The organism is Streptomyces sp. NPDC096105 (assembly GCF_044763335.1).
Lineage (GTDB): Bacteria > Actinomycetota > Actinomycetes > Streptomycetales > Streptomycetaceae > Streptomyces.
The window spans coordinates 349,546-369,580 of sequence record NZ_JBIWGC010000005.1 but is presented as its reverse complement, the minus strand read 5'-3'; the positions used below and the strand labels follow the sequence as shown (position 1 = coordinate 369,580).

19 protein-coding genes are annotated in these 20,035 nt (G+C 74.5%); 8 read left to right on the top strand and 11 right to left on the bottom strand.

The features are described 5' to 3' along the window. Positions 1 to 7: 7 nt before the first annotated feature. Together ACIQ8B_RS11755 and ACIQ8B_RS11750 are read right to left on the bottom strand one after the other, a co-directional pair. Complete coding sequence (locus ACIQ8B_RS11755) at positions 8 to 1,426, bottom strand: HEAT repeat domain-containing protein (RefSeq protein WP_403546557.1); 1,419 nt, start codon at positions 1,424 to 1,426, stop codon at positions 8 to 10. A 300-nt stretch (positions 1,427 to 1,726) separates the two neighbouring features. Further along, complete coding sequence (locus tag ACIQ8B_RS11750) at positions 1,727 to 2,119, bottom strand: ankyrin repeat domain-containing protein (RefSeq protein ID WP_106415187.1); 393 nt, start codon at positions 2,117 to 2,119, stop codon at positions 1,727 to 1,729. 257 nt (positions 2,120 to 2,376) lie between these two features. Here ACIQ8B_RS11750 and ACIQ8B_RS11745 point away from each other — a divergent pair, with 257 nt between their 5' ends. Both ACIQ8B_RS11745 and ACIQ8B_RS11740 read left to right on the top strand, forming a co-directional pair. Further along, on the top strand, positions 2,377 to 2,571 hold the full coding sequence (locus tag ACIQ8B_RS11745) for a hypothetical protein (RefSeq protein ID WP_006136669.1): 195 nt from the start codon (positions 2,377 to 2,379) through the stop codon (positions 2,569 to 2,571). A gap of 49 nt (positions 2,572 to 2,620) precedes the next feature. After that, positions 2,621 to 4,306 carry a hypothetical protein gene (locus ACIQ8B_RS11740; protein WP_403546556.1) on the top strand — a complete coding sequence of 562 codons (1,686 nt, stop codon included), beginning with the start codon at positions 2,621 to 2,623 and terminating at the stop codon, positions 4,304 to 4,306. A gap of 438 nt (positions 4,307 to 4,744) precedes the next feature. Here the strand turns inward: ACIQ8B_RS11740 and ACIQ8B_RS11735 are convergent, their stop codons facing one another. Then, a complete protein-coding gene (locus ACIQ8B_RS11735; protein WP_290004273.1) occupies positions 4,745 to 6,244 on the bottom strand; it encodes a PLP-dependent aminotransferase family protein in 1,500 nt (499 codons plus the stop codon). Between the two features lie 99 nt (positions 6,245 to 6,343). Here ACIQ8B_RS11735 and ACIQ8B_RS11730 point away from each other — a divergent pair, with 99 nt between their 5' ends. From ACIQ8B_RS11730 to ACIQ8B_RS11715, 4 genes are all read left to right on the top strand, one after another. Then, positions 6,344 to 7,009, top strand: coding sequence for a YitT family protein (locus ACIQ8B_RS11730; RefSeq protein ID WP_290004275.1), 666 nt, complete (start codon positions 6,344 to 6,346; stop codon positions 7,007 to 7,009). Further along, positions 7,006 to 7,773, top strand: coding sequence for a glycerophosphodiester phosphodiesterase (locus ACIQ8B_RS11725; protein WP_403546555.1), 768 nt, complete (start codon positions 7,006 to 7,008; stop codon positions 7,771 to 7,773). Before ACIQ8B_RS11730 ends, ACIQ8B_RS11725 begins: the two co-directional genes overlap by 4 nt. A gap of 52 nt (positions 7,774 to 7,825) precedes the next feature. Then, positions 7,826 to 9,172, top strand: a complete 1,347-nt coding sequence (locus ACIQ8B_RS11720; protein WP_403546554.1) for an MFS transporter — start codon at positions 7,826 to 7,828, stop codon at positions 9,170 to 9,172. Positions 9,173 to 9,451: 279 nt separating this feature from the next. Continuing rightward, entirely contained in the window at positions 9,452 to 9,826 is a 375-nt protein-coding gene (locus tag ACIQ8B_RS11715; protein WP_003977404.1) for an RNA polymerase-binding protein RbpA, read from the top strand. Between the two features lie 104 nt (positions 9,827 to 9,930). Here ACIQ8B_RS11715 and fxsA read toward each other — a convergent pair whose 3' ends face one another. The 4 genes from fxsA to ACIQ8B_RS11695 form a co-directional block, all read right to left on the bottom strand. Continuing rightward, entirely contained in the window at positions 9,931 to 10,512 is a 582-nt protein-coding gene (gene fxsA / locus ACIQ8B_RS11710; RefSeq protein WP_403546553.1) for an FxsA family membrane protein, read from the bottom strand. Positions 10,513 to 10,581: 69 nt separating this feature from the next. Continuing rightward, complete coding sequence (locus ACIQ8B_RS11705) at positions 10,582 to 11,457, bottom strand: polyprenol monophosphomannose synthase (RefSeq protein WP_403546552.1); 876 nt, start codon at positions 11,455 to 11,457, stop codon at positions 10,582 to 10,584. Between the two features lie 541 nt (positions 11,458 to 11,998). Then, entirely contained in the window at positions 11,999 to 13,603 is a 1,605-nt protein-coding gene (locus ACIQ8B_RS11700; protein WP_106415179.1) for an amidohydrolase, read from the bottom strand. Positions 13,604 to 13,993: 390 nt separating this feature from the next. Further along, a complete protein-coding gene (locus ACIQ8B_RS11695) occupies positions 13,994 to 14,434 on the bottom strand; it encodes an Lrp/AsnC family transcriptional regulator (protein ID WP_106415178.1) in 441 nt (146 codons plus the stop codon). Positions 14,435 to 14,648: 214 nt separating this feature from the next. On the opposite strand from ACIQ8B_RS11695, the gene ACIQ8B_RS11690 reads away from it, so the two are divergent. Beyond that, entirely contained in the window at positions 14,649 to 15,083 is a 435-nt protein-coding gene (locus ACIQ8B_RS11690; protein ID WP_290004288.1) for a hypothetical protein, read from the top strand. 341 nt (positions 15,084 to 15,424) lie between these two features. On the opposite strand, the gene ACIQ8B_RS11685 is transcribed toward ACIQ8B_RS11690, so the two are convergent. The 4 genes from ACIQ8B_RS11685 to ACIQ8B_RS11670 form a co-directional block, all read right to left on the bottom strand. Continuing rightward, positions 15,425 to 16,597: an acyl-CoA dehydrogenase family protein gene (locus ACIQ8B_RS11685; RefSeq protein WP_403546551.1), complete on the bottom strand. Its 1,173-nt coding sequence runs from the start codon at positions 16,595 to 16,597 to the stop codon at positions 15,425 to 15,427. Positions 16,598 to 17,038: 441 nt separating this feature from the next. Further along, positions 17,039 to 17,206 carry a hypothetical protein gene (locus ACIQ8B_RS11680; RefSeq protein ID WP_403546578.1) on the bottom strand — a complete coding sequence of 56 codons (168 nt, stop codon included), beginning with the start codon at positions 17,204 to 17,206 and terminating at the stop codon, positions 17,039 to 17,041. A gap of 171 nt (positions 17,207 to 17,377) precedes the next feature. After that, positions 17,378 to 17,518, bottom strand: coding sequence for an SCO1431 family membrane protein (locus ACIQ8B_RS11675; protein WP_106415174.1), 141 nt, complete (start codon positions 17,516 to 17,518; stop codon positions 17,378 to 17,380). A gap of 141 nt (positions 17,519 to 17,659) precedes the next feature. Then, positions 17,660 to 19,033, bottom strand: a complete 1,374-nt coding sequence (locus ACIQ8B_RS11670; protein ID WP_403546550.1) for a peptidase C39 family protein — start codon at positions 19,031 to 19,033, stop codon at positions 17,660 to 17,662. A 344-nt stretch (positions 19,034 to 19,377) separates the two neighbouring features. On the opposite strand from ACIQ8B_RS11670, the gene ACIQ8B_RS11665 reads away from it, so the two are divergent. Continuing rightward, positions 19,378 to 19,935, top strand: a complete 558-nt coding sequence (locus tag ACIQ8B_RS11665; protein ID WP_403546549.1) for a hypothetical protein — start codon at positions 19,378 to 19,380, stop codon at positions 19,933 to 19,935. Positions 19,936 to 20,035: the final 100 nt, after the last annotated feature.

Here is a 20,035-nt window from a genome sequence, read left to right as displayed (position 1 = left end):
CCGGACATCACACCGCCGTTTCCTCGGGGCCGATCCTGCTGCGGACCGCCGTCTGGACCTCGGCCTCTTCCGCCGGGTCGGCGGCGAGGCGGCGGAGACGGTCGACCACGCGGGCGTCGCCGGTCTCGGCGTGGCGGGCGGCGATCTCGCGGGTGGTCTCCTCGCAGTCCCAGAGGCATTCGACGGCGAAGCCGGTGGGGAAGGACGGGTCGGTGGCGGCGAGGGCGCGGGCGGCGCGGCCGCGGAGATGGGAGGAGGCGGTCTCGCGGTAGACGTGCCGCAGTACGGGTGCGGCGCAGGCGATGCCGAGGCGCCCGGCGCCGTCGACGAGGGTCCACAGGGTCGTCGCGTCGGGGCCCTCGCCCCGTACGGCCTCGCGGAGTGCGGCGAGGACCAGGTCGCGGTCGCGCGCCCCGCCCCGGCAGGCGAGCACGCGTGCGGCGGCCTCGCCCAGCGCGTCGGGCCGGCGGGCCCAGCCGCGCGCCCGGTCGACGGCGGCCGTGCCGCGCATGCGTTCGAAGGCGTCGACGGCGGCGTCCACGACGGCCGTCGAGCCGTCGGTCACGGCGCCCTCGATCAGGTCGAGGGCACTGGGGTCCCCGGTGTCGGCGAGATAGCGCAGCGCCGTGCACCGGGCTCCGTCGGTGCCGTCCTGGGCGGCGCGGACGATCTCCGGCCGGTCCTCGGGGCCCGCCACGGCGGACAGACAGCGGGCGGCCGGCACGTGCAGGGCGGCGCCGCGGTCCAGACCCTGCTGGGCCCAGTCGAACACGGCCTGGACGCTCCAGCCGGGGCGTGGTCCGGCGGGCCGCATCTGCCGTTGCCAGCGGTCGAAGGAGCCGGCCTCCCGGGCGGCCCGTACGCGCGTGGCGACGGCCGGGCGCGGGTCGTCGGCCCACAGGCGCCAGGGACGTGGTTCGAAGGCGTCCCGCACGGTCGCGGCCAGTTCGGCCTCGCCCTGGGGATCGGTGGAGAAGCGCGCGAGCACCGGGCCGGCGAGGGACCGCAGGCCCGCGTCGTCGTCGCGGAGGGCCAGTTCGTCGAGGGCCCAGGCCCAGTTGGTGCCCTGGGCGGCGTACCTGCGCAACAGGTGCAGGGCGTCCCGCCGGCCGTAGGAGGCGAGGTGGCCGAGGACGGCGAGGGCGAGTCCGGTGCGTGACTCGTCGGTGTCGAGGACGTCCTCGGGATCGAAGAGGTGGGCCTCGACGACGTCGAGTCCGCCGTGCAGGTCGAGGTAGAGGCGGGCGTAGTAGAGGGAGCGGTTCTCCACCTGCCAGTCGTGGCGCGGGTCGCGCAGCACGCAGTGGTTCAGCGCCGCGAGCGCCTCGGAGCGCGGGGCGGTGAGCGCGTGCAGTGTGCCGTCGCCGCGGCCCCGCTGGAGCAGGCCGAGCAGCGTACCGCTGGGCGCTATGACCGGATCGAACATGGGAAACAGCCTCACATCAAGCGTCGACGCAACCGGGAGTGTGGGTCACCTGGCCGCGTGACAACACGTCGGGGCGCCCGCCGTTTCCTGCTCGTTGCAGACCATCTCTCCCTGCCTCTCGTCGGTGGCCCGTGCGGACCGCGTCACGGCCCGCGCGGTGCGGCAACACCTGCCCAGCCATCGCGTCCGTGAATCACGTCGTCATGATGACCCGGCGGTCACATCTGCCGCGACCGTATTTCGGCGGCCCTGTACCGCCTCCCCCGTTTTCCGTGTCGTCGCTGGTCGGAGCGGAGTCGCTCAGCCCTCACCGAAGAGCTCGAGCAGTTCCGTGCGGGCGAACATGCGGGCCGTGTCGACGGCCGACGGGGTGCCCGCGGAGGGGTCGGCGCCGCCCTCCAGGAGGGCCTTGACGACGTCGGTCTCCCCCTTGAACACCGCTCCCGCGAGTGGCGTCTGGCCGCGGTCGTTGACGCGGTCGGCGTCGGCGCCGCGGGCCAGCAGGGCGCGCACCGCACCGGCGTGGCCGTGGTAGGCGGCGAGCATCACGAGGGAGTCGCCGCGGTCGTTGGTGAGGTCGGCGGGGACGCCCGCGTCGACGTAGGCCACGAGCTCCTCGGTGCGGCCGCGCCGGGCCAGATCGAAGATCTTGGTCGCCAGCTCCACGACCTCGGGGTCGGGGGCTTCACTCATCGCCGGACCGCCTCTCACTGCACGGGTACACATCGGGAACAGGGCGTACGTCTGCACGTGGGGCAGCCGTACGGGTGAATCGCCAGGGTACTGGCTCGGGTGGCACATGACCTGACGCGCCCGAGGTAATGATCAGCGCGGGCTCCGCCGGGCATTCGGGGCGGATATCCACCCAGTTGCACCTTTTATCGTATAGACACATGCTGTGATCAGGGAAGGACTCATGGTGACTGTCCCCGCGAACCAGGAGAACTCACATGATCATCTCGATCTCATGCGTGGTGCTGCTCGGCATCGTCGTCTTCATCTTCTTCCGCAAGGACGGACTGAAGCTGTCGCACGCACTGGTGGCGATGCTGTTCGGCTTCTATCTGGCCAGCACGGCCATCGCGCCGAGCATCAAGGCGGGCGGCGAGAGCCTCGCCGGTCTCCTGGGCGGGTTCAAGTTCTGACCCGCCCCACCACGCCCCGCCCGCCCGTACGCACCCTCTGGAGACAGCAGTGGCCCGGCGTCCCCTTCCCCGCGTCCTCAGCAACGGCAGCGCCCAGCTCGCCCGGAGCCGGGAGCTGGCCAGGACGGCGGCCGACAGCGCCACGGACGTCCTCCACCCGCTGATCACCATCACGCGCGGGCTGCGCCGGCTGGCCTCGGCCGGACGGCGCAGGTGGGCCGACACCCCCAAGGAGCGGCGCGGCACGCTGCTCTTCGGCCTGGCGGCGGTGCTGCTGGCCGTGGCGCTCGCGCCGTACGGCCCGCTGCTCGCCGTCGTCGCCCTGATGGCGGCGGCGGCCTGGCACGGACGGGACCGCACGCCCGCGGCGCCCGCCGGGCCCGCCCCCGGCCAGTCACAGCGCCTGAAGTCGCTGTACGAGGCCCTGGTGCCGTACTTCTCGGCGAGCGACGACCCCGAGCCGCTGTACGCCCGCGGCGGCGACTGGGGGGAGGTCTTCTCCGAGTACGAGTTCGACGGCGACGGCCGCCTCGCGCACCTGGTGATCGCCTACCCGGCCTACTTCACGGACGCCGAGCCGGAGTCCCGCGCGCGGATCGAGCACCTGCTCGGCGCCAAGTGCGGACGCGACCGGGAGTACCACTTCGCGTGGGACGAGGAGGCCAACCAGCTCACCGTCCGCGTCCTCGCCCCGCTGCCCACCGACATCGCCGCGCAGCCCTTCGTCACGGCCCCCGGCGAGACGGTGCTCGGCTTCACCGACCCCACGCGCGTGCAGCGGACGCTGCCGCTCACCCACGGCCCGCACGGCGAGGAGCGGACCGACGTCCCGCCGGTCGTGTGGCGCACCGGCGTCCGCTCCACCGAGCCGCACCTGCTCGCGGTCGGCCAGCCGGGCAGCGGCACCTCGACCCTGCTGCGCTCCATCGCCCTCCAGGCGCTGCACCACGGCGACGTGGTGATCGTGGACGGCGGCGGGACCGGCGAGTACGCCTGTCTCACCGGCCGGGACGGCGTGCTCGCCGTCGAGTGCGCCCTGTCGGGGGCGCTGACCAGCCTGGAGTGGGCGGCCCACGAGACCGAGCGTCGGCTGACCGCGGCCAGCAAGGCGCACCAGGCGGGCGACCCGCCGCCGGAGGACACCCGGCGCCCCCTGTGGCTGCTGCTGGACCGGCCGAGCGTCTTCACCCACCTGGCCGCGGCGGAGGACGGCACCGACCCGCAGTCCCTGCTCCAGGCCCCGCTGCGGCACGGCCGCGCGGCGAACGTCACCGTGGTGGTCGCGGAACAGTTCGACGGCCTCGACGCCCTGGCCGGCCCGGTACGGCAGCACACCCGCGCGCGCGTCGTGCTCGGCCCCGCCACGGCCGCCCAGCTCGAGACCGTGCTGGGCGCGCCCCCGCACACCACGCCGGTCGACCAGGTGCCGCCCGGACGCGGCTACGCCCGCCTCGGCACGGGCCCGGTCCACCGCCTCCAGGTCCCGGCGACCCCCGACCCCTACGACGACGCGACCAGCGAGGCCCACCGCCAGGCCGTCCTCGACCTGCTCCCGCCCCGCACGACCCCGGCGGACGAGGAGCCGGGTCCGGTGCCGGAGGCGGTGCGGCTGGACAAGGCGGCCACGGAGAAGGTCGCCGCGGCGGCGGCGCTCGCGGCGGACACGGAAGCGTCGGAGCCGGCCGCTGCTCCACCGGCCCCGGAGGGCGCGGCAGTGGCGGAATCCTCCTCGTGAGGGCGTTGTCACACCCACCGCCGTCCGCGGGCGGTCGTGCCGCAGACGGCGGCACGGGCGGGCGCCGGGGGTCGCCCCCTCCGGGGGAGGCGCCCCGCCGGCGGGCCTGGCTCTCAGCGCCGTACCAGCGGCCAAGGGGGTGCCAGGCACAGTCGTACGCCGGGTGCGGCCCGGCCGCGGTTGCTCGCGCAGTTCCCCGCGCCCCTGAGGGCGTCACCCGCCGGTGACCGTGCAACCTGCCGCCGTCCGCGGGCGGTCGTGCCGCAGGGCGGCACGGGCGGGCGCCGGGGGGTACCCCCTGGAGGAGGCGTCCTGCCGGTCGGCCCCGCTTCCAGCGCCCTGCCGGGCACGGCCGAACGCCGGGTGCGGCCCGGCCGTGGCCGGTCGCGCGGTTCCCCGCGCCCCTGAGGGCGCTGTCACCCGCGCCCCCTGAAGGGGTTATGCCACGAATGTGCGCGGGAGCTCCCCGCCCGACGTCCCGCCCGTCTCGACGACGCGGGCCGCCGCCGCCAGGCGGACCGCCGCTTCCTCGGCGACCGCGCCGCCCACCGTGAACGGCAGCCGGACATAGCCCTCGAACGCGCCGTCCACCCCGAAGCGCGGTCCGGACGGGACGCGCACGCCCACCCGCTCCCCCGCCTCGGCCAGGCGGGAGCCGGAAAGGCCGCCCGTGCGGACCCACAGGGTGAGGCCGCCGCGGGGGACCTCGAACTCCCAGCCGGGCAGCTCGCGCCGGACCGCGCTCACCAGTTCGTCACGGTTCCGCCGGGCCTGGGCGCGGCGCAGCTCGACCGCCTCCTCCCAGCCGCCCGTGCCGAACAGCCAGTTCACGGCGAGCTGTTCGAGCACCGGTGTGCCGAGGTCGGCGTAGGCGCGGGCGGCGACGAGGCTGCGGATCACGTCGGGGGCGGCGCGCACCCAGCCGATGCGCATGCCGGCCCAGAACGCCTTGCTCGCCGAGCCGACCGTGATGACCGTCGACCCGGCGGGGTCGAACGCGCACACCGGACGCGGCATCTCCACGTCCTCGTCGAACCACAGCTCGCTCATCGTCTCGTCGGCGACGAGCACCGTGCCCGCCGAGCGGGCCGCGTCGACCAGCCGGCGCCGCTGGTCCTCGTCGGCGAGCGCCCCGGTCGGGTTGTGGAAGTCGGCGACGACGTAGGCGATGCGCGGGGCTGCCTCCCGCAGCACCTGGCGCCAGCGGTCCAGGTCCCAGCCGGCCAGTCCCTCGGCCATGGCGACGGGGACGAGCCGCGCGCCGGCCTCGCGCATGAGCTGGAGGATGTTGGCGTAGGAGGGGGACTCCACGGCGATCCGCTCGCCGCGACCGCCGAAGAGGTGACAGATGGCGTCGATGGCGCCCATCGCGCCGGTGGTGACCATGATCTGCTCGGGCATGGTGGCGATGCCCCGCCGGGTGTAGCGGTCGGCGATCATCGCGCGCAGGGCGGGCAGCCCCGCCGGATAGTCGCCGTGGGTGTGCGCGTACGGCGGCAGTTCCTCCAGGGCACCCTGGACGGCGCGGGTGAGCCACGGCTCGGGGGCGGGCAGCGCGGCGCAGCCCAGGTCGATCATGGAGCCGAGCGCCTCGGGCGGCAGCGGCTCCAGACCGCGCGCCGGGACCGGGTTGCCGGCCGGGACGGCGGTCCAGCTTCCGGCGCCGCGCCGCGACTCGAGGAAGCCCTCGCCGCGCAGCGCCTCGTAGGCGGCGGCCACGGTGGTGCGGCTCACCGACAGGGCGAGGGCGAGTTCCCGCTCGGCGGGCAACCGCGCGGCGACCGCCACGCGCCCTTCCAGCACCAGCAGGCGGATGCCGTCGGCGAGGGCGCGGTAGGCGGGCGGACGCCGACTGCCGGGCCCCGCCGGGCGGTCCTGCTGGGAACCGAGCAGCCGGGCCAGCTGAGCGGCCCCCACTGCGGACGTCCACTGCGCCATACAAATCAGTCCACCTTCCCCGGATTGGCCATGGAGGGCATGACCAGTCAGGCTCCAGGGTGGCACGCGTCGGTCCACTTCCACCACAGGGGGCACCTCTTGGCCAGAAACGCGCTCCGCGAGCGCCGTCTCGTGCGGCGGCTGTTCCAGCTCTACGCGGGCCTGGCCCTGTACGGGGCCAGTTCGGCGCTGCTGGTGCGGTCCGGACTCGGCCTGGAGCCGTGGAACGTCCTGCACCAGGGCCTGTCCGAGCGCACCGGACTGTCCATGGGCGTGGTGCTGACCGCCGTGGGCGCGGCGGTCCTGCTGCTGTGGATCCCGCTGCGGCAGCGGCCGGGGCTCGGCACGGTCTCCAACGTGCTGGTGATCGGCGCGGCGATGGACGCGACGCTGGCCGTGGTGCCGGACGCGCACGCCGTCGCCGTACGGGTGGCGCTGATGGCGGCGGGGATCGTGCTGAACGGCGCGGCGACCGGGCTGTACATCGCGGCCCGGTTCGGTCCGGGCCCGCGCGACGGGCTGATGACGGGGCTGCACCAGCGCACGGGGGTGTCGGTGCGCCTGGTCCGCACGGCCATCGAGATCACGGTGGTGGTCACCGGCTTCGTGCTGGGCGGCACGGTCGGCGTCGGCACCCTGCTGTACGCGGTGGCCATCGGCCCGCTCGCCCAGCTGTTCCTGCGCGTCTTCACGGTCCCCGCACCGGGCGAGGGCAGCACCGTCGTCGCGGGACGGACGCCCCGGCGGGCGATACTGCGGTCGTGACCCCGCGGATACGCCACCCGTACCTCGACCATCCCGGACCGCTCGCCTTCGCCCACCGGGGCGGGGCCGCGGACGGGCTGGAGAACACCGTCCGGCAGTTCCGAAGCGCCGTCGAGGCGGGCTACCGGTACATCGAGACCGATGTCCACGCCACGCGCGACGGCCGCCTCGTCGCCTTCCACGACGCCACCCTGGACCGGGTGACGGACGGAGCGGGCCGGATCGCCGACCTGCCCTGGGCGGAGGTGGCGCGGGCGCGGGTGGCCGGACAGGAGCCGGTCCCCCTGTTCGAGGAGCTGCTGGAGACCTTCCCCGGCGTCCGCTGGAACGTGGACGTGAAGGCCGAACCGGCGTTGCGCCCCCTGTTGGACCTGATCGAGCGCACCGGGGCCTGGGACCGGATCTGCGTCGGGTCGTTCTCGGAGACACGCGTGGTGCGCGCCCAGCGGCTGGCCGGGCCGCGTCTCGCCACGTCGTTCGGCACCCGGGGCGTGCTCAGCTTGCGGCTGCGCTCCTGGGGACTGCCGGTCCCGCTGCGCCGGTCGGCGGTCGCCGCCCAGGTGCCGGAGGAGCGGTCGGGTGTCCGCGTGGTCGACGAGCGTTTCGTGCGGGCGGCTCACGCGCGCGGCCTCCAGGTCCACGTGTGGACCGTGAACGAACCGCAACGCATGCACCGGCTCCTGGACCTCGGGGTGGATGGCATCATGACCGATCACATCGGCACACTGCGCGAGGTCATGGAGGACCGCGGCACCTGGGTCTGAGACCCTCGCGCCCCGGTCGTCCCGGCGCGCACACGGGGAAGCGAGGGCACGGGTGGACACCGACACCGTGCGGTCACCGGCGGCGGACGACAGCGCCGGGCGGCGGCGCGAGCAGCGCGGCTGGTACTTCTACGACTGGGCCTGCTCCGTCTACTCCACGAGCGTCGTCACCGTGTTCCTCGGCCCCTACCTGACCTCGGTCGCCGAGGCGGCGGCGGACGCGGACGGGTTCGTGCACCCGCTGGGCATACCCGTGCGGGCGGGCTCCTTCTTCGCGTACGCGGTGTCCCTGTCGGTGATCGTGGCGGTGCTGGTGATGCCGCTGGTGGGGGCCGCGGCCGACCGCACCGGACGCAAGAAGCCGCTGCTCGCGGCGGCCGCCTACACCGGTGCCGCGGCGACCGCCGGGATGTTCTTCCTCGAGGGCGACCGGTATCTGCTGGGCGGTCTGCTGCTGGTGGTGGCGAACGCCGCGCAGTCGGTCGCGATGATGCTCTACAACTCCTACCTGCCGCAGATCGCGCCGCCGGAGGAGCGGGACGCCGTCTCCTCGCGCGGCTGGGCCTTCGGCTACGCGGCCGGCGCGCTGGTGCTCGTGGCGAACCTCGTCCTCTACACGGGGCACGACAGCTTCGGGGTGTCCGAGGGCATGGCGGTGCGCATCTGCCTGGCGTCGGCCGGGCTGTGGTGGGGCGCGTTCGCCGTGATCCCGCTGCGCCGGCTACGGGACCGCCGCGCCCCCGCCCGGGAGGCGGCCCTGCCCGGATTCCGGCAGCTCGCGGCGACGATCCGCGACATGCGCCGGCACCCGCTGACCCTCGCCTTCCTGCTGGCGTACCTGGTCTACAACGACGGCATCCAGACGGTGATCTCCCAGGCCTCGGTGTACGGCTCGAAGGAGCTGGGGCTCGGGCAGTCGACGCTGATCGTGGCCGTGCTGCTGGTCCAGGTGCTGGCGGTGGCGGGCGCGCTGCTGCTGGGCATGCTCGCCCGGCGGTACGGGGCGAAGCGCACCGTCCTCGGTTCGCTGGTCGCCTGGACGCTGACGCTGGCCGCCGGGTACTTCCTGCCGGCCGGCGCGCCCGGGTGGTTCTTCGTGCTGGCCGCCGGGATCGGTCTGGTCCTCGGCGGCAGCCAGGCCCTGTCGCGCTCCCTCTTCTCCCATCTGGTCCCGCCCGGCAAGGAGGCCGAGTACTTCTCGGCGTACGAGATCAGCGACCGGGGGCTGAGCTGGCTCGGGCCGCTGCTGTTCGGTCTGACGTACCAGCTCACGGGCAGCTACCGGGACGCGATCATCTCCCTGGTGGGCTTCTTCGTGCTGGGATTCGTCCTGCTGGCGCGGGTACCCGTACGGCGGGCGATCGCCGACGCGGGCAACCCGGTGCCCCAGCGGATTTAGCGCTCGGCGCGAAAGGGCGGTAGTGTACGCGTTTGGCCTGCCAGGCGTACCGTTACTGCGCGTCAAAGATGCCGAACCGCTGTGTCACATCTGTGACCGGATGTGACAAACCGGGCGTCGGTGGGTACTGCACTGGTTGACAAAGGCTGCGGCCACGACGGTGACACATGACCCGGAACGGGACTCCGAACGGGAATCTTTACCGCCGACCGGACGTTGACCGGATGACGACGACAGCGACACCTGTCCTGTGGGCGACAAGCCCGGGAGGCACGATTCATGAGTGAGCGAGCTCTTCGCGGCACGCGCCTCGTGGTGACCAGCTACGAGACGGACCGCGGCATCGACCTGGCCCCGCGCCAGGCCGTGGAGTACGCATGCGAGAAGGGGCACCGCTTCGAGATGCCCTTCTCGGTCGAGGCGGAGATCCCGCCGGAGTGGGAGTGCAAGGTCTGCGGTGCCCAGGCACTCCTGGTGGACGGTGACGGCCCGGAGGAGAAGAAGGCCAAGCCGGCGCGTACGCATTGGGACATGCTGATGGAGCGGCGCACCCGAGAGGAGCTCGAAGAGGTCCTCGAGGAGCGTCTCGCCGTTCTGCGGTCCGGTGCGATGAACATCGCGGTGCATCCGCGGGACAGCCGCAAGTCGGCCTGATCCCGGCGGGAGTCCGCCCGGACGCACAGCGACAGGACCGAGGGCGCCGTACGTGTACGGCGCCCTCGGTCCTGTCCGCGTGCCCGGACGCGGCCGGGCCGTCCTCACTTCGTCAGCGGGGGCCGCGGGGTGCCCTCGGGGGTGCCTTCGGGCTCGTCCCGGATGACCTCGCCCTGGACCACCTTGCCGTCCGGGCGGTGCACACGGGACTGGGTGAAGGCGTCCCCCAGCGGACTCCGCGCGGCGGCCTCGCGGAGCTTGCGCTCGAAGGTGCGCTCCGCGTACCGGCTCACGGCCTTCTGGACCGGCGGCACCAGCAGGAGCAGCCCCAGCGCGTCGGAGATCAGGCCGGGGAGGACGATCAGCAGGCCGCCCAGCATCGTCAGCCCGTTGCCCTCGCTGTCGGGCCGGGGCCCGGGGGGCACGGGAGCGCCGGTCTGCTGCTGTTGCACGGTCTCGGTGAGGTTCTTGAAGGCACGGCGGCCTGCCCGCTTGATCACGTACGAACCCAGGACGATGCCGGCCACCAGGATCAGGAAGACCACCAGGCCGCTCGACGCCCCGGCGACCAGGGTCAGCAGCCAGATCTCCAGCACGAGCCATGTGGCGACGCTCAACGGCAGCAGTGTGCGCAGCCGGGAGCGCCGGGGCCGGGCGGAGTACGGGCTCTGAGCACCAGTCGTCATACCCCCAGTGTGCCTGGGCCGGGCTCAGCACGGGATAAGCGGGGCCCGCCCCGCCGTCCTGCGGCTCTCCTACGACTCGGAGCGCTCGGCGCCCGGCGTCGTCTCCTTGACCGGGGCGGCCGGGGCGGCCTTGCCGGCCCGGGGCTGGCGGGGCTTGTCGTCGTCGCGTCCGAGGGCCTTGCCGACCCTCTCCCCCACGCCCCAGGCGGTGACCCGCCACAGTGCCTCGACGAGGATGTCCCGGCTCATCTTGGAGTCGCCGAGTTCGCGCTCCACGAAGGTGATGGGCACCTCGACGACGTGGTAGCCGGCCTTCACCGCGCGCCGGGCGAGGTCGACCTGGAAGCAGTACCCCTGGGAGGCGACGTCCTCGAGGCCGAGGCCTTCCAGCGTCTCGCGGCGGAACGCGCGGAACCCGCCGGTGATGTCGCGCAGCGGCAGGTCGAGCGCCATGCGCGAGTAGAGGCTGCCGCCGCGCGAGATGAACTCCCGCGACTTCGGCCAGTTGACCACCCGGCCGCCGGGCACCCAGCGCGAGCCGAGCACCAGGTCGGCGCCCTTGAGGGCGGTGAGCAGCCGGGGCAGTTCCTCGGGCTGGTGGGAGCCGTCGGCGTCCATCTCGATCAGGACGCCGTAGCCGTGCTCCAGGCCCCAGCGGAAGCCCGCGAGGTAGGCGGCGCCGAGGCCTTCCTTGCCCTTGCGGTGCAGCACCTGGACGTGGTCGTCGCCGGCGGCCAGTTCGTCGGCGAGCTCGCCGGTGCCGTCGGGGCTGTTGTCGTCGGCCACGAGGACGTGCGCCTCGGGAGCGGCCTTGCGCACGCGTCCGACGATCGCCTTGATGTTCTCCGCCTCGTTGTACGTGGGGATGATCACCAGGGCCGTACCGAGCGGGCCGAATCTCCGCCCCTGGGATCCTGCCGCGAGGGTCCCGCCGCCGTCGTTCACTGCTGCCCCTTCATGTCCTGTGCGCAGGACCCCACCTTAGTCGGCGCGGCCCGCGGTGACGTGACAGGACGTACATGTGGTGGCGTCTTTCCCGAAGATCGGGTAGGCACACCTTCCCTTGCCGGATGCGCGCGGACGAACAGCGGAGGGGGGCCCGGCGCCCTTCGGGCCGGCCCGGGACCCGCCGGCTGCGGATCGACCTGGAGCCGTTGTCTACTGGGCGCCCGGGCCCCACCCGGGGTCGCACCTCCCCGGCCGGCGGGAACGTCCCTCGGTCCCACGCCGCGCTGAGCCTGGCTCCCAGTGGCGGTGCCCGGTGCGGCACACCGTCCCTGACCCAGCGGCGCCAGCCCGAGTGGCCGGACGTTCTCCGGTCGGGCGTCCGGTGGTGGACCCGGCCGAACCTACCGGCCCCCCGCGGCCGCCTGTCAACAGCCCTCCTGCCTGCACGACGCGGGTCACGTGCCTGGTCGGAGGCGAGGATGCGCAGGTCGCGCGACGGCGGCGCGGTGCATGATCGTCAGCGCGCCGCCCGTGCGGATCACTCGCCCGGTCGTACGAAGACCGTGCGGCCGCCGACCACCGTGCGGAGGCAGACGGGCAGGTCACGGCCGGGGGTGAGGTCGGGCAGGCCGGGGGTGCCGGACCTCGGGTCGGTGGACCAGCGGGCCACCCGGTCGTCGGGCGCCTGGACGACGAGTTCGCCGGTGCGCCAGACGGCGTAGTCGGCGGGGGCGCCGGGCACCAGGACGCCCGCGTCGTCCCGTCCGGTCGCCCGCCAGCCGCCGCGGGTGTGCGCGGTGAAGGCGGCACGGACGGAGACGCGGTGCTCGGGGGTGCGGTGGAAGGCCGCCGCCCGGACGGTGCCCCACGGGTCGAGCGGGGTGACCGGGCTGTCGGAGCCGAAGGCGAGCGGGACGCCGGCCCGCAGCAGTGCGGCGAACGGGTTGAGCGTGCGGGCGCGCTCGGCGCCGAGGCGCTGGGCGTACATGCCGTCCTCGCCGCCCCACAGGGCGTCGAAGGCGGGCTGGACGGAGGCGGTGAGACCGAGCTCGGCGAAGGCGGCGATCGTCTCCGGCGTGACCATCTCGGCGTGCTCGACGCGGTGCCGGGCGGCGCGCACGCGGGCGAGGCCGAGCTTCTCGGCCGCCGCGCGGACGCCGTCGACGACGGCGGTGACCGCGGCGTCGCCGATGGCGTGGAAGCCCGCCTGGAGGCCCGCCTCGGTGCAGGCGGTCACGTGGGCGGCGACCGCGCGGGCGTCGAGGTGCGCGGTTCCGGTGTGGGCGGCGTCGGCGTACGGCTCGTGCAGGCAGGCGGTGTGCGAGCCGAGGGCGCCGTCGGCGAAGAGGTCGCCCGCCGCGCCGAGCGCGCCCAGCTCGCGGGCCTTGGCTACGTCCTGCTCGGCCCAGTAGCCGACGACGCGGGGGCCCGGCTCCTCGCGGGCGAGGCGCAGCAGGCCGGTGAAGTCGTCCTCGGAGGAGATCTCGGGGCCGCCGCACTCGTGCACCGTGCCGATGCCCAGGGACGCCGCGTGGGCGAGGGCGGCGCGCTGGGCGGCGGTGCGCTGGGCGGGGGTGACGGCGCCCAGCGCGGCGGCGCGCACCGCGTGGTGGTCGTCCCCGGTGAGCGGCCGGTCCTCACGGGTCACGCCGCCCGCCACGAGGTCGAGCAGCGCGGTGGAGACGACGGCGGAGTGCACGTCGATGCGGCTGAGGTAGAGGGGGCGTCCGCCGGTGGCCTCGTCGAGCTCCGCGCGCGTCGGGGGCCGGCCGCCGGGCCAGCGGGAGGCGTCCCAGCCGTGCCCGAGCAGCACCCGGTCGTCCGGGCGGCCGGCGGCGAACTGCCGCACCCGGGCGAGGGCGTCCTCCAGGGAGGCGGCGGCGGACAGGTCCAGGCCGGTGAGGGCGAGGCCGGTGGCGGTGGTGTGGACGTGCGCGTCGGTGAACGCCGGGGTGACCAGCGCCCCGTCGAGGTCGACCACCTCGTCGACACCGTCCGCGAAGGCGTCGGCGGCGCCCTCGGAGCCCACCCAGGCGACCTGCCCGCGCTCGACGACCATCGCCGTGGCGAAGGGGTCGGCGGGGCTGTGCACCTCCCCGCGACGGAGCAGGACGGTGGGCGGCGGGGCGGTACGTTCACTCATGCCCTTAGTCTCGCGCGCCGGGCGTACGGCCCCGCACGCAGGTCCCGCTCGGGGCGGCGCCCCCTCCCGGCACCCCGCGGCGGTCGGCCGGCCCGCCCGCGGCGCGCCGTGCCCGCGGCAGGCCGACGGCGGCTCGAGCCGCTCCGTCCGGCGGCCGCGCCCGAACGGCGCCCCACCGTGCCCGCGGCCGCGTGGGCCGACGGCCACACGGGGCACGGCGAAGCCGGCCCGGCCGGCCGGCCGGACCCGCGCGGCCCCCCGGGCCGTCGCACGCTCAGGGCCGACACGCCCCGGCCGGCACCGCCCGACGCGGTCACCGGCCCGCCGCAGGGCCGCCCGCCTCTGCGTCCGGCCCGGTCCGGGGCCGGACGCCCGAGTCCGCCGGGCGCGTCAGACGCGAGGGGGCCGTGCCTCGTAGGGCGTCGAAAGGACCACCGTCGTACGCGTGGAGACCCCCGCCAGGGTGCGGACCCTCGCGAGGAGTTCCTCCAGCTCGTGCGGGGTGGCGACGCGTACCTTGAGGATGTAGTTCTCGTCGCCGGCGACGCTGTGGCACGCCTCGATCTCGGGGACGCCGGCCAGCCGGTCCGCGATGTCGTCGGGGGCGCTGGGGTCGAACGGCTTGACCGAGATGAAGGCGGTCATGGGCAGGCCGACCGCCTCCGGGTCGACCACCGCCGTGTAGCCGCGGATGACGCCGCGCTGCTCCAGCCGCCGCACCCGCTGGTGCACGGCCGACGTGGACAGGCCCGTGGCCTTGCCCAGGTCGGTGTAGCTCATCCGCCCGTCCTTGACGAGCAGCTGCACGATCTGTCGGTCCAGCTCCTCCATGGCGCTGAACCTACAGGGCGCTTGATCGCCCCGGACACCGGAACGACGGCGTGCGGGCGTCGCGGACGGCACCTGCGAGTGACATGTGACGAACGCCACACCCGTTGCGCCGTCTCCGTGATGTTTCCGTGATTACCCCCGAGAGGTCGAGGGAAGTGCTTGCTGTGGTCGAGGCCGCAGCGCCTGAACGGCCCAGCCCGAGGGGGAGTACCCAATGCAGAGTCTCAAGCGCCCTGGTCGTACCACGTCCAAGCGGCAGCAGCCGGTCGTCATGCCCGATCCGGAGTACGTCGAACCCGGCACCCCGGACGAGGACGCCGACCCGTACGACACCTTCGAGATGTTCCGGGTCGTGTGCCCGGACTGCTCGCAGCCCATCGCCCTTCTGGCGGACGAGGAGGTCCTGCCGGAGCACGCCCTGTGCGCCTCGCCGTGGAACCCGTTCGGGCTCACGGTCTGCCGCGGCACCGGCCGCCGGGCGTCCGAGGCCCGGCCCGCGGACGAGACCGTCACGCCCCAGGAGCAGGACACGGCCCTGCTGCTGACGCTCCCGCAGGGGCTCGACTGGCGGACCCAGCCCTTCTCGCACGTCGGCGGACCGGGATCGCGTCCGATCCGGTTCCCGCTGGTGCGGCGCGACGCCGCCTGAGCGCAGGCCGGCCCGGGGCGGCGGAGCTCCGCCGCCCCTGCTCTTCGCCGCCTTCGCCCCTTTCCGTTTCCGCCGCACGGGGCACGGGCGGGCGCACGCCCTCCTCGGACCCTCGTGACCGGTCCGGTCGTGCGTCGGCCGGGCACGACGACCCCCGCGCGGGCGACGACCGGGCGTCGGCGCCACGGGGTTCGCGCCGCCGTCCGTCGAGACGGCCGTGACCGCCCCGCCGCCGCGGCTCCCGGACCCACCCCTCCCCCGCGGCCTGACGCGGACGGGGACGGAGCGGGGCGGCGCGGAGCGGGACCGGCTCGCCGGGTCCTGGTGTGGGCCCGGCCGGTTCAGCGCGTCTCCGGCCCCGCGAGGTGGCGGGCGATGACCATGCGCTGGATCTGGTTGGTGCCCTCGACGATCTGCAGGACCTTCGCCTCGCGCATGTAGCGCTCGGCGGGGAAGTCGGCGGTGTAACCGTAGCCGCCGAGGACCTGCACGGTGTCGGTGGTGACCCGCATCGCGGCGTCGGTGCAGTGCAGCTTGGCCATCGCGGCCTGCCGGCCGAACGGCCGGCCCGCGTCGCGGAGCCGGGCCGCCGCCAGGTACAGCGCGCGTCCCGCCTCGATCTGGGTGGCCATGTCGGCGAGCATGAAGCGCAGCCCCTGGAAGTCGGCGATCGGCCTGCCGAACTGGCGCCGTTCGGTGGCGTGGCCGACGGCCTCGTCGAGCGCCGCCTGGGCCACGCCGATGGCGCACGCGGCGATGCCCAGCCGGCCGCCGTCCAACGCGGACAGGGCGATGGCGAAACCCTGCCCCTCGTCGCCGATGCGGCGCGCGTCAGGGACCCGGACGCCGTCGAAGTGGACCTGGGCGGTGGGCGAGCCCTTCATGCCCATCTTCTTCTCCGGCGCGGCGGCGCTGAGGCCCTCGGCGTCCCCGGGCACCAGGAACGCGCTGATGCCGCGCGCCCCCTCACCGCCGGTGCGTGCCATGACCGTGTAGAAGTCGGCGACGCCGCCGTGGGTGATCCACGCCTTGGTGCCGTCGATGACCCAGTCGTCCCCGTCGCGGACCGCGCGGGTGCGCAGGGACGCGGCGTCTGAGCCGGAGGAGGGTTCGGAGAGGCAGTAGCCGCCGAGCAGGCCGCCGCCGAGCATCGCGGGCAGGTGCTCGGCGCGCTGCTCCTTGGTGCCGTGGGCGGCGAGCGGATAGGTGGCGAGCGTGTGCACGCTGACGCCGAGGGCGACGGTGAGACGGGCCCGGGCGAGCTCCTCGAGGACCTGGAGGTAGACCTCGTACGGCTGGTCGCCGCCGCCGTACTCGGAGTCGTAGGGCAGGCCGAGCAGGCCGGACTCGGACAGCAGGGTGAACAGCTCACGCGGGAAGCGGCCCGCTTCCTCCTCCTCGGCCGCCCTGGGGGCGATCTCGCGCTGCGCGATGTCGCGGACGAGCGAGATCAGATCCCGGGCCTCGTCCGTGGGCAGTAGCCGGTCCACCGGCTGCGGGGCGCGGTCGGGCATGGCGTCGCTCTCCTCCCTGTTCGGGCACATCGGCGTGCGCCTGGGGTGGAGGCGTCCGCGCCGGGGTCGTGTCAGTGCCTGGCCGGTGGGCGCACTCCCGGGTCTCGGAAGCTGCTGACCAGCGGCTGTGCGCTGTGAGTATGCCCGATCGGCGGCAGCGCGTCACCAGTTAACGACCGCTTACTTCCACGACACTGTACGGCGTCCCCCCGCTGATCGCATCGGCCCGCACCATTGGCCAACTGGTCTAGTCCTCCTGGGGTTTCCGTCCGATCGAATTGACGCGCTCATGTCAAACAACGCGGTTCTCCCCTCCTCCACGAGGAGACACCGGGTGCCATCCCCCCGCCCCCGATCGCGCGGCGGGCGGCCCGGTGGTGCTCCGCGTACCGCAGACAACTGTCGCCGGTGCGCCGCACCCGCTCCACGGGCGGCAGTTCGTCACCGCTCGCCGCCGGCGCGACCGGCCCGGCCGCCGAGTCCTCGGTGATCGCCGGGCAGCAGCCCCGCTCGGAGTGGAAGCAGCAGGGGATCAGGCCCCTTGGCGACCCGCGCCCGGCGTGCGATGTCGTCCATCGACGGCGCGTCGTAGGGCCGGTCGGCGAACAGGCGGCGTCCGACGGCGATGAAGTCCGACGCGACGGGCCGACGCTCGCCGGGGACCGCGAACCGGGGGAGGCACCGCGGACCGCCGGCTGAGGTTCACCGCCGGCCCAGGTCTCCTGCGGGGGGGGCGAGACGGTCCCGCAGGGATGTGGCAGGGCGGCCCGCACCGCGGGACTACAGCAGTCCCAGCTGTGTCACGAGCATCGCGAGGACCACGACGAGGGTCCAGCCCAGCACATGCTCGGCGATCTTCGGACCGTCCTCGCGGGGTCCGCCGGTACGGACGCGGGTGACGGTGGCTGCGTTGGCGCTCATGACTTCTACCTGGTCTCCGTGGTGCGTGGATCCCCCCAAGCGACGTCCTCCACCTTGCCACCGGAACCGGCCGGCGCCGCCGAGAGGTTGGTCACACGCGGCGGGCCCCGGTGACGGCCGGGGACCGCCGCGCGCGCCGGCTCAGCGCACGCCCACCGCCGCGAGCGCCTTGCGCTGGCGCGGGGTCGGGCGGGCCGGGAAGTACAGGTAGCAGACGCCGCCGGTGCCGGAGGCGACCTTCCCGGAGGCGTTGTACCGCTTGGTCCTGAGCCAGATGTTCTCCCACTCGCGCCGCTGGTAGACCCGGCGCACGGCCTCGTTGTCGTCCGAGGCGGGGTCGTTGGCGATCACGTCGCCGTCGGCGGTGAAGCCGATCACGGTCATCAGGTGCCCGGCGGTGCCGTAGCCCGCCCCCGTCAGCTCCTCCTTCAGGAACGACTGGGAGGTGATGGCCGGGATGCCCGCCGCGATCAGCGTCTCCAGGTCGGTGAGCGACCGCAGGCGGGTGACCACGCCCTGGAGGCCGGGGAAGGTGGCCGCGTAGGCCGCGTTGAACGGCCAGTTGCCGCACCCGGCGTACTGGTAGTCGTAGGTGTGACGGGCCGCGTGGCAGATCTGCGGGTCGGCGTAGGAGGGATCGACCCAGGAGAGCTGCTCCTCGGAGAGCCGGCCGCCCCAGTACTCGATGATCATCTGCGAGGAGGTGGGGCTGCACCAGGCCTCGCCGCCGTTGTCGTACTCCGGGTACTGGCCCTTGTGGATCTCCTGCGAGTAGCGCGGGACGATCAGCTCCCTGGCGAGGCCGGGCGTCGAGGCGGGGACGGTGAACCGGTCGGGGACGTCGGAGCCCATCACGCCGAGGCGCCACACGGTCGGGGTGAGGCGGGTGCCCGGACGGCGGTACAGGGTCAGGCGCAGCCGGCAGGAGGTCAGGCGCAGCCCTGAGGACGCGTCGTCGACGGCGAGCGTGTCCGTCCAGACGCTGCTCCTCCCGTCGCCCTGGTCGTCCACCGAGGTGCGCCGGATGTCGCCGTCGCCGGCCGCCCAGCGGCCCATCACGTACCAGGGGGTGTCCGTACCGTCGGAGTACGTGCCCTTCAGCTCGACCTGGATCCACGTGCCCTCGGGGGTGTGCGCGTTCCAGGAGGCGATCGCCTCGGTGGACGGGACCGCGAGGCGGTGGACGGGCGAGGTCCAGGTGGCGTACTCCCAGGCGGCCGTGCGGCCGGTGTGCGGGTCGGTGTAGTCCGTCGTGCCGGCCGCCTCGGCGACCACCAGGCCGGGGCGGACGCCGGCCACGGCGCGGGCGCCGGCGGCGGTGCCGGAGCGCCAGTCGGTGTACGTGGTCCAGGCGCGGTTGTCGACGGTGCGGGCGGCGGCCCGCCCGGGCGCCGCGGGCCGGGTGGCGCCGGCGGTCGGGACGGACGCGGACGCCGTCGCCGCGCTGCCGGCGACGGTGGCGACGACCGCCGCGGTCAGCAGGGTTCTGCGGGACGGCAGTTCGGCTCTGCTCATGGGTGGGGGACCCCCAGGTGTCGGAGTCGGGACAGGACCGGTGCACAGCCGCCGGGGGGTGTGCGTCCGGCGGATGGAGCGGGTGTGGGCCCCACTATGAACGCAGCCGGGCGGATCCTGCCAGCATCCGGGCCGCGCGGCGCCCACCGACAGGGGACTCGACCAGTGGCGGATCCACCGCGGATGCGCGCCTCCCGCCCGTGACGGCCGGGGTCCCGGCCGCACGGACCGCCGTACCGTCCGGGGCCTAGAGTGCTCCCGTCCGCACTCCCCCACAGCCCCGGGAACCAGTCATTCACACGCTCGCCTCCCGCATCCGCCGGCTCCCTCCCTCGTGCGGCCCGGTGCGGCTCGTCGCCGTCGACGGGCACGCCGGGTCCGGGAAGTCGACCTTCGCCGGGCTGCTGGCCGCCGCGCTCGGCGGCGCCCCGGTGCTGCACCTCGACGACATCGCCCGCCACGACGAGCTGTTCGACTGGACCGCACGGCTGCGCGACGAGGTGATCGGCCCGCTCTCCCGGGGCGCGACCGCGCACTACGCCCCCTACGACTGGCGCGCCCGGCGCCCCGGACCGCCGCGCCCGCTGCCCGCCGCGCCGGTGGTGGTCGTGGAGGGCGTCGGCGCCGGACGCGAGGCGCTGCGTCCGTATCTGGCGCTGCTGCTGTGGATGGACGTGCCGCGTGAGGAGTCCTGGGCGCGGGGGCGGGCACGGGACGGCGAGGAGCAGCGGGCGTTCTGGGACGGCTGGGAGCGGGCGGAGCGCGCGCACTTCACCGACGACCCCTCGCGCCCCTTCGCACACCTGCTGGTACGGCAGTGGCGGCAGGGGTACGAGCTGGTTCCCGGGCCCGCCGGGACGGGGGAGGCACCTTGTTCGATCACGCTCAGTGACGGGCCGTAGGCGATGTGGTGATCCCGTGAAGAACGGTCCCGGACAAGTTGCCGCGGTCCCCCAACTCGGCTTGACCGAGGGCCCGTACAGGTCTTACGTTCTCAATGTG

Bases quoted from the DNA above. Each gene is read 5' to 3' on its own strand.
- ACIQ8B_RS11755 (WP_403546557.1), bottom strand. From the start codon at position 1,426: ATGTTCGATCCGGTCATAGCGCCCAGCGGTACGCTGCTCGGCCTGCTC.
- ACIQ8B_RS11750 (WP_106415187.1), bottom strand. From the start codon at position 2,119: ATGAGTGAAGCCCCCGACCCCGAGGTCGTGGAGCTGGCGACCAAGATC.
- ACIQ8B_RS11745 (WP_006136669.1), top strand. From the start codon at position 2,377: ATGATCATCTCGATCTCATGCGTGGTGCTGCTCGGCATCGTCGTCTTC.
- ACIQ8B_RS11735 (WP_290004273.1), bottom strand. From the start codon at position 6,244: ATGGCGCAGTGGACGTCCGCAGTGGGGGCCGCTCAGCTGGCCCGGCTG.
- ACIQ8B_RS11715 (WP_003977404.1), top strand. From the start codon at position 9,452: ATGAGTGAGCGAGCTCTTCGCGGCACGCGCCTCGTGGTGACCAGCTAC.
- fxsA (WP_403546553.1), bottom strand. From the start codon at position 10,512: ATGACGACTGGTGCTCAGAGCCCGTACTCCGCCCGGCCCCGGCGCTCC.
- ACIQ8B_RS11700 (WP_106415179.1), bottom strand. From the start codon at position 13,603: ATGAGTGAACGTACCGCCCCGCCGCCCACCGTCCTGCTCCGTCGCGGG.
- ACIQ8B_RS11695 (WP_106415178.1), bottom strand. From the start codon at position 14,434: ATGGAGGAGCTGGACCGACAGATCGTGCAGCTGCTCGTCAAGGACGGG.
- ACIQ8B_RS11690 (WP_290004288.1), top strand. From the start codon at position 14,649: ATGCAGAGTCTCAAGCGCCCTGGTCGTACCACGTCCAAGCGGCAGCAG.
- ACIQ8B_RS11685 (WP_403546551.1), bottom strand. From the start codon at position 16,597: ATGCCCGACCGCGCCCCGCAGCCGGTGGACCGGCTACTGCCCACGGAC.
- ACIQ8B_RS11675 (WP_106415174.1), bottom strand. From the start codon at position 17,518: ATGAGCGCCAACGCAGCCACCGTCACCCGCGTCCGTACCGGCGGACCC.
- ACIQ8B_RS11670 (WP_403546550.1), bottom strand. From the start codon at position 19,033: ATGAGCAGAGCCGAACTGCCGTCCCGCAGAACCCTGCTGACCGCGGCG.